Raw genomic sequence first — 18,594 nt, forward strand, 5'->3', positions numbered from 1 at the left:
CAGACACAATCGGTGATGGCATAAACAGCGCGGAGATATCATGCCCGCCGTCACCGTTCTGATATCGTTATCAACAATTACGCCATAAATCATTTATAAAGTTATCATTTATCTTTGCCGATAATGTTTGGGTCAATATTTAACCATTTGATCGCACTTAAGGAGAGAGTATGAGCTTGTCTGTAAATAATACGGGTTATGGCAATTCTCAGGCCCAAAGCACCGCGACATCATCGAACACGACACGATCCACGACAGCAGAGCCCACCGCGGCCAGCAGCGACATCACACACATTATCGATCCGATTACTGGGAAAACGACGCTCACCTTCCCCAACAATATAAACATCACTACGGAAGCGATCGCGCGTTTGAAAAAAAACGGGGGCACTCCCCCACACCCTAGCGTGAATATCAAACTATCTGTTAATGATGTCGAGACCAATAAAATGGCACTCGAAGGTTGGTCAAATAATCTCAAGGCAGGGAGCGATATCAGCAAAGAAGGCTTTGTCAGCTTGATTAACCAGGCGCTATCGAGACCGTCCGGCGTGACATTATGGAACTACACCACCGATAGCATGGAAATCACAATAAAAGCCGCAAAGTTGGAAGAACTGAAAAACCGCTATGTGGATAGCCGCGCGCACCAGCAAGCCGATAAGGATATTCAGGATTTCATCCAGTACCAGTCTGATGCACTGAGTAATGTAGAAAAAAACATTCTGCAAGATGAGTATCAGCGCAGCGTCGATGCAGGAGACACCGATGAGGCAAGCTCCACGTTTCTGGAACTACAGAAAAACGCGGAAGGCACGTCAGCCACACAGGTTCAGCGCCAGCAAATCTTTTCTCTGGCCGCATCAAGCGACAGCGACACCTTGTTTAGCCGTTTTCGTCACTATATTTCCGTTACTTCCCCCGATCGCTACACCAAAAGCGAATACACCTCGATACTCAATCAATTCAATAGTCATTGGCTGGAGTTTCAACTGGCGTTGAAATAACCCGCTGCGCTCTCCGTACAAACAGACCGTTTGTACGGGGTGTCCGTCCGCGTGTCAGCGGCTTTTCTCTTCCCCATTTTTTTTCACACCCGCGCCGCTGTCCGGCAGCGTTTCACGTTCTACCTCATCCTCTTCTTCTTTCACTGGTGTACTGGCCGTGAGAAGATAAGGCGACTGTTGCCAGCGAGTTCGACGATTCTGTAAGAGCGTGCGGGTCAGGATGATGCCAATAGCCAGTGAAAGCAAAATCATCAGACGCAAAATATTGGTGGTGTTATCGACCTGTCTGGCTTCGGTCGCCAGTACATGCGTATCTAAGGTAATCCGCAGGAAACCGATCGGCCCTTCTTTTCCCTCAATCGGCTGCACCAGTTGATGGTTAAAGTAGCTACCGACCCGATTGCCATCCAGCGCCAGCCGGTCTCTCAGTTGCACTTGCTCACCGATATGCGCCACCAGCGAGCCATCTTGCTGATACACGCCGGCATCCAGAATGCGGCTGTGATCGGTAAGCTGTGTGAGGATGGTATTAATCTTTTGACTATTATCGTCCACGCTGCCCATTAGCGGCGAAAGGCTGTAAGCCACCTGTCTGGAGAGCGTACGCGCCAGATCTTCAACCTGTTCAGATCGTGCCATCTGGTGACTCAAACTGAAATAAGACGCACCTTGCATTAATACCACTAGCAGAGCGAGGCAAATCAGCACAATTGCCGTGCGGTGTAGCCGAAATTTCACTCGGGCGCGAACCATGATAATCCTTACATGATTTGGATACTTTCATGTTGCCAGAAGCGCCGACGATAGGATAGCTTGTTGCCCAGTTTTTGGAGGGATATGTTCGGTCGACGCCGCATCCCTCTTTATCGCACGACTTTATCGCCCTACTGCCAGCAGAGGATTTACCCCATGTCGAATAGTCTGACCTATCGTGACCTCCCTGATGAGATCAACTGTTGGCCGGGACTGCCATTATCACTGAGCGGTGACGAAGTGATGCCGCTTGACTACCGCGCTGGCGACACTGGCTGGCTGATTTACAGCGATGTCCTCGATAAGAACCTGATTTCCCGCTACCAGCGTAAGTTGGGGTGCGCGATGGTGATTGTGAGCGCCTGGAACGTGGGCGATTATCAGGTCGTGCGTTTAGCAGGCACGCTGACGCCACGCGCAACCAAACTGGCCCACGAACTGGGCATCGATGTCGCGGCAATGCGTAACGCGCCAACGCTGCGTTCGCCGGGTTTACTGGTGATGGACATGGATTCCACCGCGATTCAGATCGAATGTATTGATGAAATCGCCAAACTGGCGGGTACAGGCGAACTGGTCGCTGAAGTTACCGAACGCGCGATGCGTGGCGAGCTGGATTTCGCTGACAGTTTGCGCCAGCGCGTAGGGACATTAAAAGGTGCCGACGCCAATATTTTACAGACGGTGCGTAAAACGCTGCCGCTGATGCCGGGCCTGCGTAATATGGTTAGCCAGCTTCAGGAAGCAGGCTGGCACGTCGCGATTGCATCGGGCGGGTTTACCTACTTTGCTGATTATCTACGTGATGAGTTAGGTCTGGTCGCCGCCGTAGCCAACGAATTAGGCATGCAAGACGGCAAGCTGACGGGCGACGTCATCGGCACGATTGTCGATGCAAAATATAAAGCGACCACGCTGCAACAGCTGGCGGAAAAGCTGGAAATTCCCATGCATCAGACCGTTGCGATTGGCGACGGCGCAAACGATCTGCCGATGATCAAGGTAGCCAGCTTAGGCATTGCCTATCACGCCAAACCGAAGGTCAATGAGCAATCTGCGGTGACTATCCGTCATGCCGACCTGACTGGTGTACTATGCATCCTCAGCGGCAGCATGAGACACGAAAAGCGTTAATCAGTGGGAGGTGATACGTGGCAAAAGCCGTCAAACGGGCGTTTGTATGTAATGAATGCGGGGCTGACTACCCGCGCTGGCAAGGGCAATGCAGCGCCTGCCATGCCTGGAATACCATTACCGAAGTCCGCCTGGCCTCGGCGTCTGTGTCACGTTCTGACCGTCTCACTGGCTATGCAGGCGAAAGCGCTGGCGTCAGCCGGGTACAGAAGCTCTCGGAAATCAGTCTTGAAGCCCTGCCGCGCTTTTCTACCGGCTTTCAGGAGTTTGACCGCGTTCTGGGCGGCGGCGTCGTTCCCGGCAGCGCCATTCTGATCGGCGGTAGCCCCGGCGCGGGTAAAAGTACCCTGCTGTTGCAAACGCTCTGCAAACTGTCAGAAAACATGAAAACCCTGTATGTCACCGGCGAAGAATCGTTGCAGCAGGTGGCAATGCGGGCGCACAGACTCAATCTGCCGACGCAGAACCTCAACATGCTGTCGGAAACCAGCATCGAACAGATTTGCCTGATTGCCGAGCAGGAACAGCCGAAGCTGATGGTGATCGACTCCATTCAGGTCATGCATCTCGCCGATATTCAATCGTCTCCCGGCAGCGTGGCGCAGGTGCGTGAAACCGCCGCCTACCTAACGCGCTTCGCCAAAACGCGCGGCGTTGCTATCGTGATGGTCGGCCACGTCACCAAAGACGGTTCGCTCGCCGGGCCAAAAGTATTGGAACACTGCATCGACTGCTCCGTGCTGCTGGATGGCGATGCCGATTCTCGCTTCCGCACCCTGCGCAGCCATAAAAACCGTTTCGGTGCCGTTAATGAACTGGGCGTGTTCGCGATGACGGAACAAGGTCTACGTGAGATCAGCAATCCGTCGGCGATTTTCCTCAGCCGCGGAGACGAAATCACGTCCGGCAGTTCGGTCATGGTGGTGTGGGAAGGCACACGTCCGCTGCTGGTCGAAATTCAAGCGCTGGTAGATCAATCGATGATGGCCAACCCGCGTCGCGTTGCGGTCGGGCTGGAGCAAAACCGATTAGCCATCCTGCTGGCGGTGCTGCATCGCCACGGCGGCTTGCAGATGTCGGATCAGGATGTGTTCGTGAATGTCGTCGGCGGCGTTAAAGTCACCGAAACCAGTGCCGACCTAGCGCTGCTGCTATCGCTGGTCTCCAGCTTCCGCGACCGCCCGCTGCCGCACGATCTGGTCATCTTCGGTGAAGTCGGTCTGGCGGGCGAAATCCGCCCGGTTCCCAGCGGACAAGAGCGGATTACCGAAGCCGCCAAGCACGGTTTCAAACGTGCCATCGTTCCTCATGCCAATATGCCGAAGAAAGTCCCTGCCAGCATGCAGGTGTTCGGCGTGAAAAAGCTGGCCGATGCGCTGGCGATCCTCGACGATCTCTAAACGGACCACAGAAGGCCATCCGCCCCCTCCATTCTGAGCTAAACAAGGGATGAAAGCGTAGCGGATGTTGCCCTGTTCTGTGGTATTTTGTTTAGTAAGCTAAACAAGAGTGCTGCACCATGTCATCATTTGATTACCTGAAATCCGCCATCCGGCAGAAGGGTTGCACCCTACAGCAGGTTGCCGACGCAACCGATATGACCAAAGGCTATCTCAGTCAATTACTTAATGCCAAAATCAAAAGCCCCAGCGCCCAGAAACTGGAAGCGCTGCATCGCTTTCTTGAACTGGAATTCCCGCGCTACGAAAAGAGTGTTGGTGTCGTCTTCGGTAAGTTCTATCCGCTACACACCGGCCACATTTATCTGATTCAGCGTGCCTGTAGCCAGGTCGATGAACTGCATGTGATTTTAGGTTACGACGAACCGCGCGACCGCCTGCTGTTTGAGAACAGCTCGATGTCACAGCAGCCTACCGTCAGCGACCGCCTGCGCTGGCTGCTACAGACCTTTAAGTATCAGAAAAATATTCATATTCACGCCTTCAATGAGCAAGGAATGGAGCCTTACCCGCACGGCTGGGATGTGTGGAGCAAAGGGATTCAGGCGTTTATGCAGGAAAAAAGCATCACGCCAAATTTCGTCTATACCAGCGAAGAGCAGGATGCCGCACAATACCGCGAGCACCTAGGCATTGAGGCCGTCCTGATCGACCCACAGCGCTCTTTTATGAACATCAGCGGTTCGCAGATTCGCCACGATCCCTTCCGTTACTGGGACTATATCCCGACCGAGGTAAAGCCGTTCTTTGTGCGTACCGTTGCCATTCTTGGCGGCGAATCCAGCGGTAAGTCCACGCTGGTGAACAAGCTGGCGAATATCTTCAACACCACTAGCGCCTGGGAATATGGTCGCGATTACGTGTTCTCCCATCTGGGCGGCGACGAGATGGCGTTGCAGTATTCCGACTACGACAAAATTGCGCTGGGTCAGGCACAGTACATTGATTTTGCAGTGAAATATGCCAATAAAGTGGCCTTTATCGACACTGATTTCGTCACCACTCAGGCGTTCTGCAAGAAATACGAGGGTCGTGAGCACCCGTTCGTTCAGGCACTAATCGATGAATACCGCTTCGATCTGGTGATTTTGCTGGAAAACAACACGCCGTGGGTCGCCGATGGGTTGCGTAGCTTAGGCAGCACCACCGCCCGTTCGGAGTTCCAGGACCTGCTGAAAACGATGCTGGCTAACAATAATATCCCATACGTTTACATCAAAGAGTCGGACTACGATTCGCGCTTCCTGCACTGTGTGGAATTGGTACAACAAATGTTGGGTCACGATCGGGTGCCCGGACCGATCAAAAGCTAGCGTGTGGTCCACTGCCAATGGCGGGAGGGGGTAATAATTTCCGGCAGCGGAATGTCCCAGCTTTCCACTGGCAGTGCGTCAACCTGCTGACAATCGTGGGCCAGACCGATCGGATAAGGCCCACGCGACATCGAGTTGCGATACTGCAACGTACGGTCGTAAAACCCGCCCCCCATACCCAACCGCTGTCCCTGATGATCAAACGCCACCAGCGGCGTCAGCAGGATGTCCAATTGCGGTAACGGCAGCACCTGACGCACGTCCAGACGCGGCTCCATAATCTTCAAACGATTGCGCACCAGTTCGGTGTCCGGTGCATAGCGCAGGAACAGCAGATACCCGGTACGAAACGGATGCAGAACCGGCAAGTAAACGCGTTTCTCCTGCTGCCACAGCTGTTGAATCAACGCAGACGTATCCAGCTCGCCATCAAATGACAGAAATACCGCGACACTCTCTGCCTGTATGATTTTCGGGTGTGCTATGACGCGTTCACTCGCCTGCTGCGCAAAGCGTGACTGCTGCTCTGGCGTCAGTAAACGACGCTGCTGACGCACCGCCTGACGAATCTGCTGACGCGATGCTGCCGTAGAAGAGAGTGAGGTATCGGGAAGTGCCGATGAAGATGAATCAGAAGATGACATGGGCTGCATTCGCCACGGGTCAAAAATGATAAAAGAAAGGGAATCTCCGAGATGCCGCCGCAGGCTGTAACCCTTGAACCCTTGGTTCAAGGTGAACATAACGTCGCAGTCTTAAGGCTTCTCGGACGAACCGAGCGTGCTCACCAACCGCAGAGCATTACATTCTGTTGGTATGAAATATCGGCTCAGGGGACTGGCCCGCTGACGAACATCTCAGAGAAATTTTATTCGTTACTTGCGATAAACCTTAGCACGTCTTATCGCGTAAAAACACCGTACTTTTGTCAAAATACGACGTTATTCAAATTGTGCACCCTGACGTTCGGTGATTTTGCCTTGCTCCAGCAACGCCTGTTCGATGGTTTGCTGCAACATACGAATACGCTGTTCCATATTCGACGCATAATCACGCGTCTTACCCCGCTCCTGCGCCAGCTCATGGCACACGTTCAGTGCGGCAATAAACACCAGTTGCTCAGTGTTTGTGACTCTAGTGCGAACTTTAAGATCTTGCAACCGCTGGTTAAGATCTTCCGCCGCCTGATTCAACGCATCTTGTTGTTCTGGCGGGCAATTCACTCTTAACGAACGGCCAAAAATTTGAATATCTACTGGTTGTGCAGACATACCACCTTCCTGCCTTTTGTCGTTCTTGCGCCCGCGTCCCGCATAGCATGACCTGTTACATCGGGCTTGTTAAAGCGGGCGCAACTATATATAGCTGAGATCTAAGATACAAGCCCTTTCTGGAATCGAAAGGGAGCTTGGTGGTAGCATAGCACGAACCCATCCAGCCAACGATGACGAATCCGCATGTCTATAGAGAATACGTTTCCTGCCTATGAAGGCCTTGACCAACTGCTTCACCAACAGCAGGTCGCGCTGACCGCAGCAGAAATGCACGGTTTGATCAGCGGGATGCTGTGTGGTGGAAACCATGACGACAGTTGGAGAACGCTGGTTTTTGAACTGACTAACGAAGGCATGGCGTTTACCCAAACGCTGTCGCAGCCGCTTCAGGAGCTGTATCAGGCCACGCGTGAAGCGCTGGAAGATGATGGTTTTCTGTTCCAGCTTTTCCTGCCGGACGACTCGCTGGATGACGTGAGCGTTTTCGATCGCGCCGACGCGCTGGCAGGCTGGGTCAACCACTTCCTGCTCGGGCTGGGCGTGGCTCAGCCACAGTTGAACAAAGCCAAAGGCGAGCTGAAAGAAGCCATCGAAGATTTACGCAACATCGCACAGCTGGGCTACGACGAAGATGAAGACCAGGAAGAACTAGAGCAATCACTGGAAGAAGTGATTGAGTATGTTCGCGTTTCTGCCATTTTGTGTCATACCGAATTTACCAGCCAACGCGTTGTGACTGCGCCCGAACAGCAAAAACCAACGCTGCACTAAATAACGTAGAAAGGCATGCCTCATTCAGAGCGGAAGAGAAAGGCAACCGCACGGACTATTTTCAGGAGCAGGTGATGAATCCACAAGAATTTCTTCGTCGTCGTCAGGGGCTGTTGGAAAAAATGGCACCGGGCAGCGCGGCGATTATTTTTGCCGCGCCGGAAGCGCAGCGCAATGCCGACAGTGACTATCCTTATCGTCAAAATAGCGATTTCTGGTATTTCACCGGCTTCAACGAACCCGAAGCGGTGCTGCTACTGGTAAAAAGCGATGCCAAACATCATCACAGCGTGATCTTCAACCGCGTACGCGATCTGACAGCCGAAATTTGGTTTGGTCGTCGCCTCGGTCAGGAAGCCGCGCCAGCCAAACTCGGCGTTGACCGCGCGCTGCCGTTTGGCGAAATCGGCGCACAGTTGCATCTCTTATTGAATGGGCTGGACGTGGTGTACCACGCGCAAGGGCAGTACGACTATGCCGACAAGCTGGTCTTCGCCGCGCTGGATACCTTGCGCAATGGTACGCGTCAAGGTTTTGCTGCCCCTGCTACACTGACCGACTGGCGCCCGTGGGTGCATGAGATGCGCCTGTTCAAATCGCCTGCAGAAATTAGCGTGATGCGCCGCGCCTGTGAAATTACCGCACTGGCCCACACGCGCGCCATGCAGAAATGCCGCCCCGGCATGTATGAATATCAGCTTGAAGGTGAAATTCACCACGAATTTACCCGTCACGGCGCGCGCTATCCTTCTTACAACACCATCGTCGGCAGCGGTGAGAATGCCTGCATCCTGCATTACACCGAAAATGAAACGCAAATGCGCGACGGCGATCTGGTGCTGATTGATGCCGGCTGTGAATACAAAAGCTATGCTGGCGACATTACCCGCACCTTCCCCGTCAACGGTAAATTTACCGCACCACAGCGTGCCATTTACGACATCGTGCTGCGCTCACAGCTACGGGCGCTGGAACTGTTTGGTCCGGGTCGCAGCATCCGTGAAGTGAACGAAGAAGTCGTGCGCATCATGGTCAGCGGGCTTATCAAGCTCGGCGTGTTGAAAGGTGAAGTGGAAGAGCTGATTGCCGAGCAGGCACATCGCCAGTTCTTCATGCACGGCCTCAGCCACTGGCTGGGTCTGGACGTGCACGATGTAGGCCATTACGGTACCACCGATCGGGGCCGCCCGCTTGAACCGGGTATGGTACTGACCATCGAGCCGGGTCTTTACATCGCGCCCAATGCCAAAGTGCCGCAGCAGTACCGGGGAATCGGCGTACGTATCGAAGATAACATTGTGATCACTGAAAACGGCAACGAAAACCTGACTGCGGGCGTAATCAAAGACGCGGATGCCATCGAAGCGCTCATGGCGCAATGGCATGATAAGCAAAACTAAGCAGCGCTTTCAAAGGGCAATGACATCATTGCAAAGGACAACAGCATGGCGGTCATGATTGTCGGTGGCGGGATGGCGGGCGCAACGCTGGCGCTGGCGATCTCGCGGCTTTCGCAGGGCACAGTCCCGGTCGATCTTATCGAGGCGCACTCGCCACTCGACAAGGAACATCCGGGTTTTGACGCACGTGCCCTCGCGCTGTCTGATGGCACACGTCAGCAGCTAGCGGCGCTGGGTATCTGGCAAGCGCTCTCGGGTAATGCAACGGCGATAACCGACATTCACGTCAGCGAACGCGGGCACGCCAGCGTAGTGAATCTGCAAGCCTCGGACTATCACGTTCAGGCATTAGGCCATGTGGTTGAACTGCACGACGTCGGACAACGCCTGTTTTCCCTGCTGCAACGGGCACCGGGCGTGCGTCTATACTGCCCGGCCAAAGTGGTTGCCGTCACGCGGACGCAGGATAATGCGACGCTAACGCTGGACGACGGCACCGAACTAACGGGTCAACTGCTGGTCGCTGCCGACGGTTCGCGCTCCATGCTGTCACAGTCTTGCGGGATTCAATGGCAGCAGCACGATTATGATCAGATTGCGACCATCGCCAATGTGACGACTGCCGAACCCCATCGCGGCCGCGCGTTCGAGCGATTTACCCCGCACGGCCCGTTGGCACTCTTGCCGATGAGCAACGGGCGCTGTTCGCTCGTCTGGTGCCATGATAAATACCGTCAACATGAGGTCGATGGATGGAGCGAAGCCGACTTTCGCCAGCAACTACAGCAGGCTTTTGGCTGGCGTCTGGGCCAGTTCACCCACATCGGCGAACGCCACAGCTATCCGCTGCGCTTACTCACGGCCAGCCAGCATATTAGCCATCGGCTTGCGCTGGTGGGTAATGCGGCGCAAACGTTGCACCCGATTGCCGGACAGGGCTTTAATTTGGGGATTCGCGATGTCATGTCGCTGGCGGAAACCCTCGTCGATGCAGCAAAAAATCAGCAAGATATCGGCCAGTACACGGTACTCAACCGCTATCAACAGCGGCGCACACCCGATCAACACACCACGGTGGCGATCACCGATGGACTGGTCAGGCTATTCGCCAACCGCTATGCCGTGCTGGCCGTCAGCCGCAATCTGGGTCTGATCGCCATGAATAACCTACCGCTGATGCGCGACGCCTTTGCTCGTCGCACGCTGGGCTGGGTAGAACGTTAATTAAGCTCGCCAACAGGAAATACGGAAATGCAATCATTCGACGTGGTTATTGCTGGTGGCGGTATGGTCGGTCTGGCGCTAGCCTGCGGCTTACAGGGCAGTGGCCTGCGTATCGCCGTGCTGGAGAAACAGGTGGCCGAACCTCAGCCGCTCGGGAAAGACCATGCCCTGCGCGTCTCGGCCATTAATGCCGCCAGTGAATGCCTCCTGCGCCATATCGGCGTCTGGGAAAATCTCGTGGCGCAACGCGTCAGCCCTTACAACGATATGCAGGTATGGGACAAAGACAGCTTCGGCAAAATCAGTTTTAGCGGTGAAGAATTCGGCTTTTCCCACCTTGGGCATATCATTGAAAACCCAGTGATTCAGCAGGCGCTGTGGCAACGCGCTTCTCAGTTAAGCGACATCACCCTGCTCTCTCCGGCATCATTAAAACAGGTTGCCTGGGGCGAGAACGAAGCCTTCATTACGTTGCAGGACGACAGCATGCTGACCGCCCGGCTGGTCGTCGGTGCAGACGGCGCCCATTCGTGGCTGCGCCAGCATGCGGATATTCCGCTGACATTTTGGGACTACGGCCACCACGCGCTGGTCGCCACTATTCGAACTGAACACCCTCATCAGTCCGTCGCGCGTCAGGCGTTTCACGGCGACGGTATTCTGGCGTTCTTGCCACTGGACGAGCCGCACCTTTGTTCGATTGTCTGGTCACTTTCACCGGAACAGGCTCAGGCGATGCAAAGCCTGCCAGCAGAAGAATTCAATCGTCAGGTCGCGATGGCGTTTGATATGCGCCTGGGATTGTGTGAACTGGAAAGCGAACGCCAGACTTTCCCACTGACCGGACGCTACGCTCGCAGCTTCGCGGCACACCGGCTGGTGCTGGTCGGCGACGCAGCGCACACCATTCACCCGCTGGCGGGGCAAGGTGTCAATCTGGGTTTCATGGATGTCGCCGAACTGATTGCGGAAGTGAAGCGTTTACAGGCGCAGGGCAAAGACATCGGACAACATCTTTACCTACGACGCTATGAGCGCCGCCGCAAACACAGCGCTGCAGTGATGCTCGCCAGCATGCAGGGGTTCCGTGAACTGTTTGACGGTGACAATCCGGCGAAAAAGCTGCTGCGCGATGTCGGTCTGGTTCTGGCGGACAAACTGCCCGGCATTAAACCCACGCTGGTACGCCAGGCAATGGGATTACACGATCTGCCAGACTGGCTTAGCGTCGGAAAATAATAAAACCAGAATAGATAATAAAGCTCGCCGCTTAAGCGGCGAGTTATCAATAACGCTTTCTTCTTAATTAAAGCACTAACTTCTTCAACCATATCGCTTGTTATTTTAGCCACTCGTTTTTTATTTTTATAATAAATTTATCATTGGAATATAATTAGCGAACTAATAAATAACTTTCATCATGCATGATAGCTTATCAATAAAAAAATCAATTATAGAGTTTTGGAAAGGAGATCTTTCTGACAGGAATCATATTTCTTATTAAATAGTCGAGTTCTTCTTTTGTTCAATAAAGATTTACGTTATAACGTTCCCAACAAGGATTTTTAACAGGGAGTGATACGAATGGCTAATTCTATTTTCATGAAGATCACCGGAAAGATTCAGGGACTGATATCCGAAGGGTGTTTAAGTATCGATTCTGTAGGAAATAAACATATATCTGGTCACGAAGATGAGATTTTTGTTTATGCAACGAATTACGACTTATCAAGAGATCGCCACGTCAATCATCACCCCTTTTCCGTGACCAAAGTCGTTGATAAGTCTACACCGTTAGTCCTAACCAGCATCGCTAATAATGAACTGCTGGAAGTTGAGTTGAGATATTACCGCACCTCCGCCAGCGGGACGCAAGAGAACTACATGACAATCACATTAAGGGATGCCTCTATTGTCAATATCTCTAATCAGAACCCCAACTCATTGACGCATAGCGATATGCAGCCATTTGAAACCCTGAGTCTGCGTTATGAAAGCATTACCTGCCAACACAATATTGCAGGCACATCGGGGTACAGTATATTGACTGAAAATATGTACTGATAAGCCATAAAACACACCTCATTATTTCTTTAATACATTATGGTTTTTTATGAGGAGGGATAGTGAGCAACAAATGGCAACCCAATGATAAAACCTTCAGTCGGAGTCAATTGGAATGACAACAAGAGAACATATAAAAAATGAGCGTTTAATTTATACCGAACAGCTTGGGTGGATTGATTTAGGCCACGCAAAAGGTGATGATGCGAGGGATTTGTGGGGGCAGCTCATCAGTGAACCTGCGAATCCGTTACTCAAAGGATATTTCTTGGTTAATTATTCTCAGGCCATGCATTATCGCCGTGTACAGACGGGGGTTCATGCGCAATGGAAGATAAAAAGAGGGTTATCGATAGAGACTAAACGTTCTATTGCGCTCTCCATAATGTTTTACGTCTCTCTAAAGTTTGAAGGGTTACAATCTAATCCCCTGTTCTCGCTTGCTACGGATAGCGGTTTTAGCTGTGAAGATCTGGTTTCCAATTTAGTCGGTTTTTATTCAGTAGTTCTTCCCAGAGACTATATTTCACTTAGTCAGAAAAAATCGAAAGAATATGCTTTTAAAATATGGGATTACTATGGCCCAGTGGGAAGATATAAGAATAATGAACTCAGACCACTCATTTTCCCCGATCCAGAAATGCATGCTTACCCCTATAAAAGACCATTACCACCTTATCTGTCAGCGATAAAGCCTTTTTCATCTTACGAAAACGATCTAGTTATCAACACGATTGATGAGAATGTATTTTTGGGATTTAAGTTTTAATGAAAACGATCTTAACTATCTTCATTTCATTATCTTCCCTGCTATTTTTTTGGGGATGGCTCATCATCGTTCCTTATACCGTTTATACGGAGAAAGACATTTTTAAATACTATACATTAACCTATAAAGAAATCAGGGATGTACCGAGACTATCAAATAATTATTATTTTTCTTATGGGCCGAGTGATGAAGCGACCCCTCAAACCAGTGCTATATATCTTTGTGATTTAACTCATATTAATGAGGCTTACAGGGAATTGTTTTCTTATGTTGAAAGTACCAAAATACCATTAATTGATGGTTTTAGTTTAGGTAATTACCCGAAATTTCAGGAATATTTTCAGATTGTAAAAACGAAAGAAAAAAACAATAAAACAGGAAAAGAAAGCGAATGTCTAATGTTGATTTTCTCTAAGGAACAAGGATAATTAACACTATAATTTAATGAATAGCGTAATCGATTAAAAAATGAGTACATTCGCGTTTGATCTGCCTTTGGCTTAGAACCCATCCCACAAGGAATTATAAGTCGGGCAATTAAAAAATGTTAAGAAAAATCGGCTATATCTACTTTTATGCCTATTCCGCCTTATGCCTTTTTTTAATCAATGCTTTTTCTACCATCGAATATGAATGGATGATAGATGGCGACTCAGTTGCAGATTTCTGTGAAGTGCCAGAAGCTGATGCTGATGGCTTTTTCAGTTTCATTATCGTTCCTTTATCTATCCCTTTTTTTATTTTTAAAAGAAGCCTACCCAGAGTCATTACTTATCTTATCATCCTTGGGTATCATTCATACCGTTTTTATACGCGAATAAGTCTTTGTCCAAATTAGACTATCTCTATGAAATAGACGGATTAAATAGATAATACAAAAGAAAAATTAAAAAAGGAACGTGAAAGCATGATTAGTAAAAACCACAAATATAATATCTATTTTTATGCTTATTCTGTCCTATGCCTTTTTTTAATTCATGCTTTTTCATCAGTCGAATATGAATGGCTATTTGGTGACAGCTCACTTAAAAACTTTTGTGAAAACCCGAGAAGCTATGCTGACAGTTTTTCAAATTTCATTATCATCCCTTTGTCTATCCCTTTTCTTTTGGTTAAACGAACACAACCAAGAATAATTACCTACCTTGTTATTCTCATGTATTACTCAGGCAGTTTCTATACACGTGTGACTATCTGCCCGTACTGGTAACAGACTCTGTCGAGTGCAAAACTCGCCGCCGCAGCGGCAAGCGGTCTGGGCCGTCACAAATCGCATGTTGGCGCGCCGTGCGGGCGATGAGACAGAATCACACGGCGGTTAATTTGATCGGTTTGCGGCGTTCATTATGTCGTTTTGCTTTTTTTGTAACGCGACATGCGAACCCGATACCCCATGACCAGTGCAGGCAGCACAAACGTCAAATGGATAATCACATACCACATCAGCTTGTTATCCGGAATATTACGGGCATCCATGAACACGCGCAGCAGATGGATCGACGAGATAGCGACAATCGAAGCGGCAACTTTATTTTTCAGCGAGCCGGAGTCCATCTTACCGAGCCAGTTCAGCTTTTCTCTGCCTTTAGAGATATCCAGCGCCGAGACAAAGTTCTCGTAACCGAACAGCATTACCAGCAATCCACCGACAGCCAAAGAGAAACCGAGGCAAGCAGCCAGCGCGATGAATACATCAGATTCTCAATAAAACGTTCCATAATTCACTATATACAGGCGGGAAATAGGGAAATAGGGAAATAGGGAAATAATAGCGAAAAGACCTGCGGCGATGTTAATCAATTCTTGAGCAGATAGCCCCTTAACAAAAGGGCGCCGTCTATCAACGCGAATTTATGTTGCATCAGTAGCAGGTAAAAGAATGGTATTGCGGGAAATCCAGATGGCATAACAACAATGGCCTATGCCATTGAGGCAATAGCACATGGCGATACACCATTTTATTATCGATGTCGATGGTCGCCTGGCTGCCCATTTCTGAACAGAGGCTGACACAGAATCGTAAATAGACGCTGGGAAATATTTTGAAATAGTCATGTTCTATGTACGCCAACAGCAAAGCGCTTAATTTCCTTCATAATAACAAGGAGACACAAGATATGAGTAACTCTGGAAACAACACCGGATACATCGTTGTTATCGAAGAAAAACAATATGACCTTACCAAAGTCCCTCCTTTTAATGACCCCATTGTTCAACGAGAGAAAAAATCAGTACTCGGGCAATTAAGTCTTAACGACATTACCCAGAATCTGGACCTTTCCGTCGAACTGTTTTATGTCGCTTATCATGGTGTTGCGGGCGCAAAAGGCGGTTCGTTGCAGGCAGAAATCGCCAGACTGCAAAGCCGACTGGCGATGTTATGTAATGAATGCATTATCACCATGACAACGTTCCAGAGCGAAACGCAGAATATTATTGAATTACTGCAACAATGTTACCGTTGGTTGACGAAAGGACAGGAAAAACTGGCATTCAAAAAACTGGCGCACTGTAAAGAATCTTCAAGTGCTATGTCAGTAAAAGCCATATTGTTGGCCCAACAGTTCAAAGCATTGCAGGTCGATTCCACCAAAGCCAAATCAAACACCATTCTGGAAGAAGCCAGTGAAAATGATCGACTGCTAGCCGCACAGAAAGCCGAACGAGAAACCATCGCCAAACAAAAAGCGCAAGAAGCCAATCAGCAAGCGCTATTAGAAGATATTGCCACCACTCAGGCGTTGTATGAAGACGCCAAAAGCCGAGAGGCGGAAGAGTCAACCAAAGCCTTGGTGTTGGGAATCGTCGGCGCTGTCACCAGCGCAATCGGCGCGGGGCTGGGGGCCTATTCTGCCGCAAAAAATCCGGTAGCAGCGATTATGAATAAGGCCGGCTCATCCATTGACGATAATGCACAAATCAAAGCCGCACAGTCTAGTATGGACAGTGCTAAACAAGAATTTGATAAGGCTCAGAAAAAATATACTGAGGCTGCAGATCAACTGGCGGCCCAGCAGAATATTGTTAATAACCTGAAAGACGAACTTGATGTACTAAACACCGCTCTGGCCAATCTGGAAAAAGACAGCGGCGCCAAACCGGAAGATATCACTGCCTTGCGGGTAAAACGCGACGACAAAGAAACGGAACATAGCACTGCAGCAGCAAAACTGCCTGAGTTGACAAAAACCGCCAAATCTCTGGAAAAAGAGGCAAAAGACAGCAGCAAAACTTATGCTGCGGCGGGAGCCGCGCTGACCAACCTTGCTGCATCAACCAGCAAGATGGCCGAAACGGCAGCATCAACGGAAAACTCAGTCCGTGAAGAAAGAATCAATCTACTCAACAAACAGCTTGAACTACAGAAAGAAAAGCGTGCCTCACTGGTTGCGCTGGCTGAATATGCAGAAAGCCTGAAAAACCTCAAAGTCGAACAAGGTAACTCCACGCTTTCAGTGAATTCTCTGCACAGCGCGATAGATGCTTTGGGCAAAGTCATCGGCACGCTGACCAACGCCAGCCTGTTTTGGGACCAAATGTCACAATATTGCGACCGGATGACCAGCAGCGGATTTCAGCGTGATCTGGAAGATCTCAAGGAAATGGATCTCGAAACCCGTCTGGAAGAATATCAGGATCCAAATTTTATGAAATCGTTCTTCCTCTATCTATGCCAATGGGTGGCGGTAAATGGTTTGTCGGGAGATTACCTCCTAGCCGCCACCGACGCGCAGAAAAAAGCGGTCCAATATTTGAGTGAATCCCCGACGATCCAAGAGGCCATGCGCAAAGCGCCAGAGCTAGCCAAAAATCTTGCACTCATTGTACAAAACAATCTGCTTGCGTCCCGTAACCAGAGCATCGAGTTGGAACAACAACGAGCCATCCTTATTGCGCAATAACAAGGAGTCATCGAGATGAATAATCAAATACAGTTCTATGCGAAAAACGAGTTGCAACCTACCTCAGACGAATTCAAAAAGGTGGTCGCGAGTTTAACTGAAGCTGCCAGTCATCTGCATAATCAGCGCAAGGAGGAAGCCATAGCGGTGGTCACTGCAATGACGGATGACGTGACATATCTGCACACCCAGACGATACAGGGTGAGCTACTTTACAAAGAAGAGCAGAAAAAAGTGACAGAAAGGGTTGCATCAATCATTCTTCAGACCGGAAAATTAAACGAAGAGATGGTGCAAATTAACACACAGATCTCGGCTCTGGAGGTTGATATAAAAAAAGGGGATGTGAATATACAAGAACTCCAGCAGCATTTGGACAATCTGTCACATAACCTGAGTAACTCGGAACGAGAACGGAACGAACATCAACGACAGCTTGATCGCCTCAATGACAGTTCAGTTGGCAGCATCTTCGCATCGATTTTTAGTCTTGGCCTCGATCGCGCTTTTCTGGGCATCAAGTCGCTGGTCGATCAAGACGCCGCGCGCATCAGTATTCTGCGTGATGAAATAAAGAACTATCAAAATGCGTTGAGAGAAGACGAAAACAAGCTGAGAGTCGCCAGAGATTTGCAAGTGAAGCTACATGAACAACAAAAGCACCACGAAAGCAATATAAGATACCTGGAAAAGCAAGTAGACGGACTTCGCCAGGAAGAACACAACATTCGCGCAAAATTGGCGGCATTCACTCAGATCGCGGGTTTCTATGGCAAATTGAAAGTCGTTTGCGAAAGCGTCACTGAAAACATTACCTGGATTCTGGATATCATTGACGACCTGAACGATGACCAACCCCGGATTGTTGATATCGATGCATCGGGACTGGAGCTAGTGCCACTGAGGAGTGCACTGACTAGTCTGGACAGACTGCTGAGCACTGACAAAGTACAGCAAACCATTGCTGCAAATGAGGCGCTGATACTCGCCTGATTGATAGAGCCAAAATGGTGAAGACGGAAGACAAAGGTTCCCTGCACCTTGTCAATACTTCTGTGTTACTGCTTTCACAGCATCACAGATGGCTTTTGGATAGAGAAAACGCCTTGAGTGCATCTCAAGGCGTTTTAGCATTTACGGTTAATTTATAGTGCGCTACTAAAATAATAAGCATCCAAATATTTCACATTATCTAAAATAAAATCACAGCCTATCGTGCAGTATTCAACGGAATTTCAGCGTTCGGTTCGTGAGTCATACGATTAGCCTCTCCTTAAAGATTTCGTCATCGTGGATTGCTTCCTAATAGCTGATGCGCATCAGTGGGGACTTCAATCAATGGTAGTGATAAAAACCGACACCACCACTGAGTTTTAAGGAAAAACCTTATGCAATAGCGAACGTAAGAGCTTTCCGCATATATATTTTTATGGAATTGAAAATCAATTTTTATTCTTTTACATGCATAAGCCCGCCCTCTAGAGTAGCGAAAAGACCGCCGTGTATGGCCTCATGTCATCGTA

General features: G+C 49.8%; 18 protein-coding genes, 1 other RNA gene and 1 pseudogene. 15 read left to right on the forward strand and 5 right to left on the reverse strand.

Annotated features, from left to right (window positions below; translation table 11 throughout):
- Positions 1 to 170 precede the first annotated feature (170 nt).
- On the forward strand, positions 171 to 1,007 hold the full coding sequence (locus DMB82_RS02690) for a hypothetical protein (RefSeq protein WP_102117196.1): 837 nt from the start codon (positions 171 to 173) through the stop codon (positions 1,005 to 1,007).
- Positions 1,008 to 1,061: 54 nt separating this feature from the next.
- Here the strand turns inward: DMB82_RS02690 and DMB82_RS02695 are convergent, their stop codons facing one another.
- Positions 1,062 to 1,760, reverse strand: coding sequence for a YtjB family periplasmic protein (locus tag DMB82_RS02695; RefSeq protein WP_102117197.1), 699 nt, complete (start codon positions 1,758 to 1,760; stop codon positions 1,062 to 1,064).
- A gap of 156 nt (positions 1,761 to 1,916) precedes the next feature.
- Between DMB82_RS02695 and serB the strand changes: the two genes are divergently transcribed.
- From serB to nadR, 3 genes are all read left to right on the forward strand, one after another.
- Positions 1,917 to 2,894, forward strand: a complete 978-nt coding sequence (serB, locus tag DMB82_RS02700) for a phosphoserine phosphatase (RefSeq protein WP_116164392.1) — start codon at positions 1,917 to 1,919, stop codon at positions 2,892 to 2,894.
- Between the two features lie 17 nt (positions 2,895 to 2,911).
- The gene (gene radA, locus DMB82_RS02705) at positions 2,912 to 4,294 is read left to right on the forward strand and encodes a DNA repair protein RadA (protein WP_116164390.1); all 1,383 of its coding nucleotides are present in this window, start codon (positions 2,912 to 2,914) and stop codon (positions 4,292 to 4,294) included.
- A 119-nt stretch (positions 4,295 to 4,413) separates the two neighbouring features.
- Entirely contained in the window at positions 4,414 to 5,667 is a 1,254-nt protein-coding gene (gene nadR / locus DMB82_RS02710; RefSeq protein ID WP_102117200.1) for a multifunctional transcriptional regulator/nicotinamide-nucleotide adenylyltransferase/ribosylnicotinamide kinase NadR, read from the forward strand.
- On the opposite strand, the gene DMB82_RS02715 is transcribed toward nadR, so the two are convergent.
- The 3 genes from DMB82_RS02715 to zapA all read right to left on the reverse strand — a co-directional run bounded on the left by DMB82_RS02715 (position 5,664) and on the right by zapA (position 6,938).
- Complete coding sequence (locus DMB82_RS02715; protein WP_116156610.1) at positions 5,664 to 6,311, reverse strand: 5-formyltetrahydrofolate cyclo-ligase; 648 nt, start codon at positions 6,309 to 6,311, stop codon at positions 5,664 to 5,666. The genes nadR and DMB82_RS02715 overlap by 4 nt on opposite strands.
- 39 nt (positions 6,312 to 6,350) lie before the next feature.
- A non-coding RNA gene (gene ssrS, locus DMB82_RS02720) (6S RNA) lies at positions 6,351 to 6,534 on the reverse strand.
- Positions 6,535 to 6,608: 74 nt separating this feature from the next.
- Complete coding sequence (zapA, locus tag DMB82_RS02725; protein WP_010284667.1) at positions 6,609 to 6,938, reverse strand: cell division protein ZapA; 330 nt, start codon at positions 6,936 to 6,938, stop codon at positions 6,609 to 6,611.
- Positions 6,939 to 7,124: 186 nt separating this feature from the next.
- Between zapA and DMB82_RS02730 the strand changes: the two genes are divergently transcribed.
- The 9 genes from DMB82_RS02730 to DMB82_RS02770 all read left to right on the forward strand — a co-directional run bounded on the left by DMB82_RS02730 (position 7,125) and on the right by DMB82_RS02770 (position 14,379).
- Positions 7,125 to 7,712: a YecA/YgfB family protein gene (locus tag DMB82_RS02730; protein WP_102117202.1), complete on the forward strand. Its 588-nt coding sequence runs from the start codon at positions 7,125 to 7,127 to the stop codon at positions 7,710 to 7,712.
- 74 nt (positions 7,713 to 7,786) lie between these two features.
- A complete protein-coding gene (pepP, locus tag DMB82_RS02735; protein ID WP_102117203.1) occupies positions 7,787 to 9,112 on the forward strand; it encodes a Xaa-Pro aminopeptidase in 1,326 nt (441 codons plus the stop codon).
- A 45-nt stretch (positions 9,113 to 9,157) separates the two neighbouring features.
- Positions 9,158 to 10,336, forward strand: coding sequence for a 2-octaprenyl-6-methoxyphenyl hydroxylase (ubiH, locus tag DMB82_RS02740; protein ID WP_102117204.1), 1,179 nt, complete (start codon positions 9,158 to 9,160; stop codon positions 10,334 to 10,336).
- Positions 10,337 to 10,363: 27 nt separating this feature from the next.
- On the forward strand, positions 10,364 to 11,575 hold the full coding sequence (gene ubiI / locus DMB82_RS02745) for an FAD-dependent 2-octaprenylphenol hydroxylase (RefSeq protein ID WP_116156611.1): 1,212 nt from the start codon (positions 10,364 to 10,366) through the stop codon (positions 11,573 to 11,575).
- 345 nt (positions 11,576 to 11,920) lie between these two features.
- Positions 11,921 to 12,400: an Hcp family type VI secretion system effector gene (locus DMB82_RS02750; protein ID WP_116164388.1), complete on the forward strand. Its 480-nt coding sequence runs from the start codon at positions 11,921 to 11,923 to the stop codon at positions 12,398 to 12,400.
- A gap of 115 nt (positions 12,401 to 12,515) precedes the next feature.
- Positions 12,516 to 13,169 carry a hypothetical protein gene (locus DMB82_RS02755; protein ID WP_040031946.1) on the forward strand — a complete coding sequence of 218 codons (654 nt, stop codon included), beginning with the start codon at positions 12,516 to 12,518 and terminating at the stop codon, positions 13,167 to 13,169.
- Complete coding sequence (locus DMB82_RS02760; protein WP_102117208.1) at positions 13,169 to 13,597, forward strand: hypothetical protein; 429 nt, start codon at positions 13,169 to 13,171, stop codon at positions 13,595 to 13,597. Before DMB82_RS02755 ends, DMB82_RS02760 begins: the two co-directional genes overlap by 1 nt.
- A gap of 116 nt (positions 13,598 to 13,713) precedes the next feature.
- A complete protein-coding gene (locus DMB82_RS02765) occupies positions 13,714 to 14,007 on the forward strand; it encodes a DUF2645 family protein (RefSeq protein WP_102117209.1) in 294 nt (97 codons plus the stop codon).
- A 69-nt stretch (positions 14,008 to 14,076) separates the two neighbouring features.
- Complete coding sequence (locus tag DMB82_RS02770; RefSeq protein WP_102117210.1) at positions 14,077 to 14,379, forward strand: DUF2645 family protein; 303 nt, start codon at positions 14,077 to 14,079, stop codon at positions 14,377 to 14,379.
- Between the two features lie 134 nt (positions 14,380 to 14,513).
- On the opposite strand, the pseudogene DMB82_RS02775 reads toward DMB82_RS02770, so the two are convergent.
- Positions 14,514 to 14,819: pseudogene (locus DMB82_RS02775) on the reverse strand (YqhA family protein); the annotation flags it as partial.
- Positions 14,820 to 15,229: 410 nt separating this feature from the next.
- Here DMB82_RS02775 and DMB82_RS02780 point away from each other — a divergent pair.
- The gene (locus DMB82_RS02780; protein ID WP_208644337.1) at positions 15,230 to 17,071 is read left to right on the forward strand and encodes a coiled-coil domain-containing protein; all 1,842 of its coding nucleotides are present in this window, start codon (positions 15,230 to 15,232) and stop codon (positions 17,069 to 17,071) included.
- 15 nt (positions 17,072 to 17,086) lie between these two features.
- The gene (locus DMB82_RS02785; RefSeq protein ID WP_102117213.1) at positions 17,087 to 18,064 is read left to right on the forward strand and encodes a coiled-coil domain-containing protein; all 978 of its coding nucleotides are present in this window, start codon (positions 17,087 to 17,089) and stop codon (positions 18,062 to 18,064) included.
- Positions 18,065 to 18,594: the final 530 nt, after the last annotated feature.

The sequence above is a fragment of the Pectobacterium aquaticum genome (genome assembly GCF_003382565.3).
Classification (GTDB): Bacteria; Pseudomonadota; Gammaproteobacteria; order Enterobacterales; family Enterobacteriaceae; genus Pectobacterium; species Pectobacterium aquaticum.

Excerpts from the sequence above, each read along its gene's own strand:
- ubiH (WP_102117204.1), top strand. The coding sequence starts at position 9,158 with ATGGCGGTCATGATTGTCGGTGGCGGGATGGCGGGCGCAACGCTGGCG.
- nadR (WP_102117200.1), top strand. The coding sequence starts at position 4,414 with ATGTCATCATTTGATTACCTGAAATCCGCCATCCGGCAGAAGGGTTGC.
- DMB82_RS02755 (WP_040031946.1), top strand. The coding sequence starts at position 12,516 with ATGACAACAAGAGAACATATAAAAAATGAGCGTTTAATTTATACCGAA.
- DMB82_RS02690 (WP_102117196.1), top strand. The coding sequence starts at position 171 with ATGAGCTTGTCTGTAAATAATACGGGTTATGGCAATTCTCAGGCCCAA.
- DMB82_RS02765 (WP_102117209.1), top strand. The coding sequence starts at position 13,714 with ATGTTAAGAAAAATCGGCTATATCTACTTTTATGCCTATTCCGCCTTA.
- DMB82_RS02750 (WP_116164388.1), top strand. The coding sequence starts at position 11,921 with ATGGCTAATTCTATTTTCATGAAGATCACCGGAAAGATTCAGGGACTG.
- DMB82_RS02780 (WP_208644337.1), top strand. The coding sequence starts at position 15,230 with ATGTACGCCAACAGCAAAGCGCTTAATTTCCTTCATAATAACAAGGAG.
- DMB82_RS02715 (WP_116156610.1), bottom strand. The coding sequence starts at position 6,311 with ATGTCATCTTCTGATTCATCTTCATCGGCACTTCCCGATACCTCACTC.
- DMB82_RS02730 (WP_102117202.1), top strand. The coding sequence starts at position 7,125 with ATGTCTATAGAGAATACGTTTCCTGCCTATGAAGGCCTTGACCAACTG.
- zapA (WP_010284667.1), bottom strand. The coding sequence starts at position 6,938 with ATGTCTGCACAACCAGTAGATATTCAAATTTTTGGCCGTTCGTTAAGA.
- DMB82_RS02695 (WP_102117197.1), bottom strand. The coding sequence starts at position 1,760 with ATGGTTCGCGCCCGAGTGAAATTTCGGCTACACCGCACGGCAATTGTG.
- pepP (WP_102117203.1), top strand. The coding sequence starts at position 7,787 with ATGAATCCACAAGAATTTCTTCGTCGTCGTCAGGGGCTGTTGGAAAAA.
- DMB82_RS02785 (WP_102117213.1), top strand. The coding sequence starts at position 17,087 with ATGAATAATCAAATACAGTTCTATGCGAAAAACGAGTTGCAACCTACC.
- DMB82_RS02770 (WP_102117210.1), top strand. The coding sequence starts at position 14,077 with ATGATTAGTAAAAACCACAAATATAATATCTATTTTTATGCTTATTCT.
- DMB82_RS02760 (WP_102117208.1), top strand. The coding sequence starts at position 13,169 with ATGAAAACGATCTTAACTATCTTCATTTCATTATCTTCCCTGCTATTT.
- serB (WP_116164392.1), top strand. The coding sequence starts at position 1,917 with ATGTCGAATAGTCTGACCTATCGTGACCTCCCTGATGAGATCAACTGT.
- ubiI (WP_116156611.1), top strand. The coding sequence starts at position 10,364 with ATGCAATCATTCGACGTGGTTATTGCTGGTGGCGGTATGGTCGGTCTG.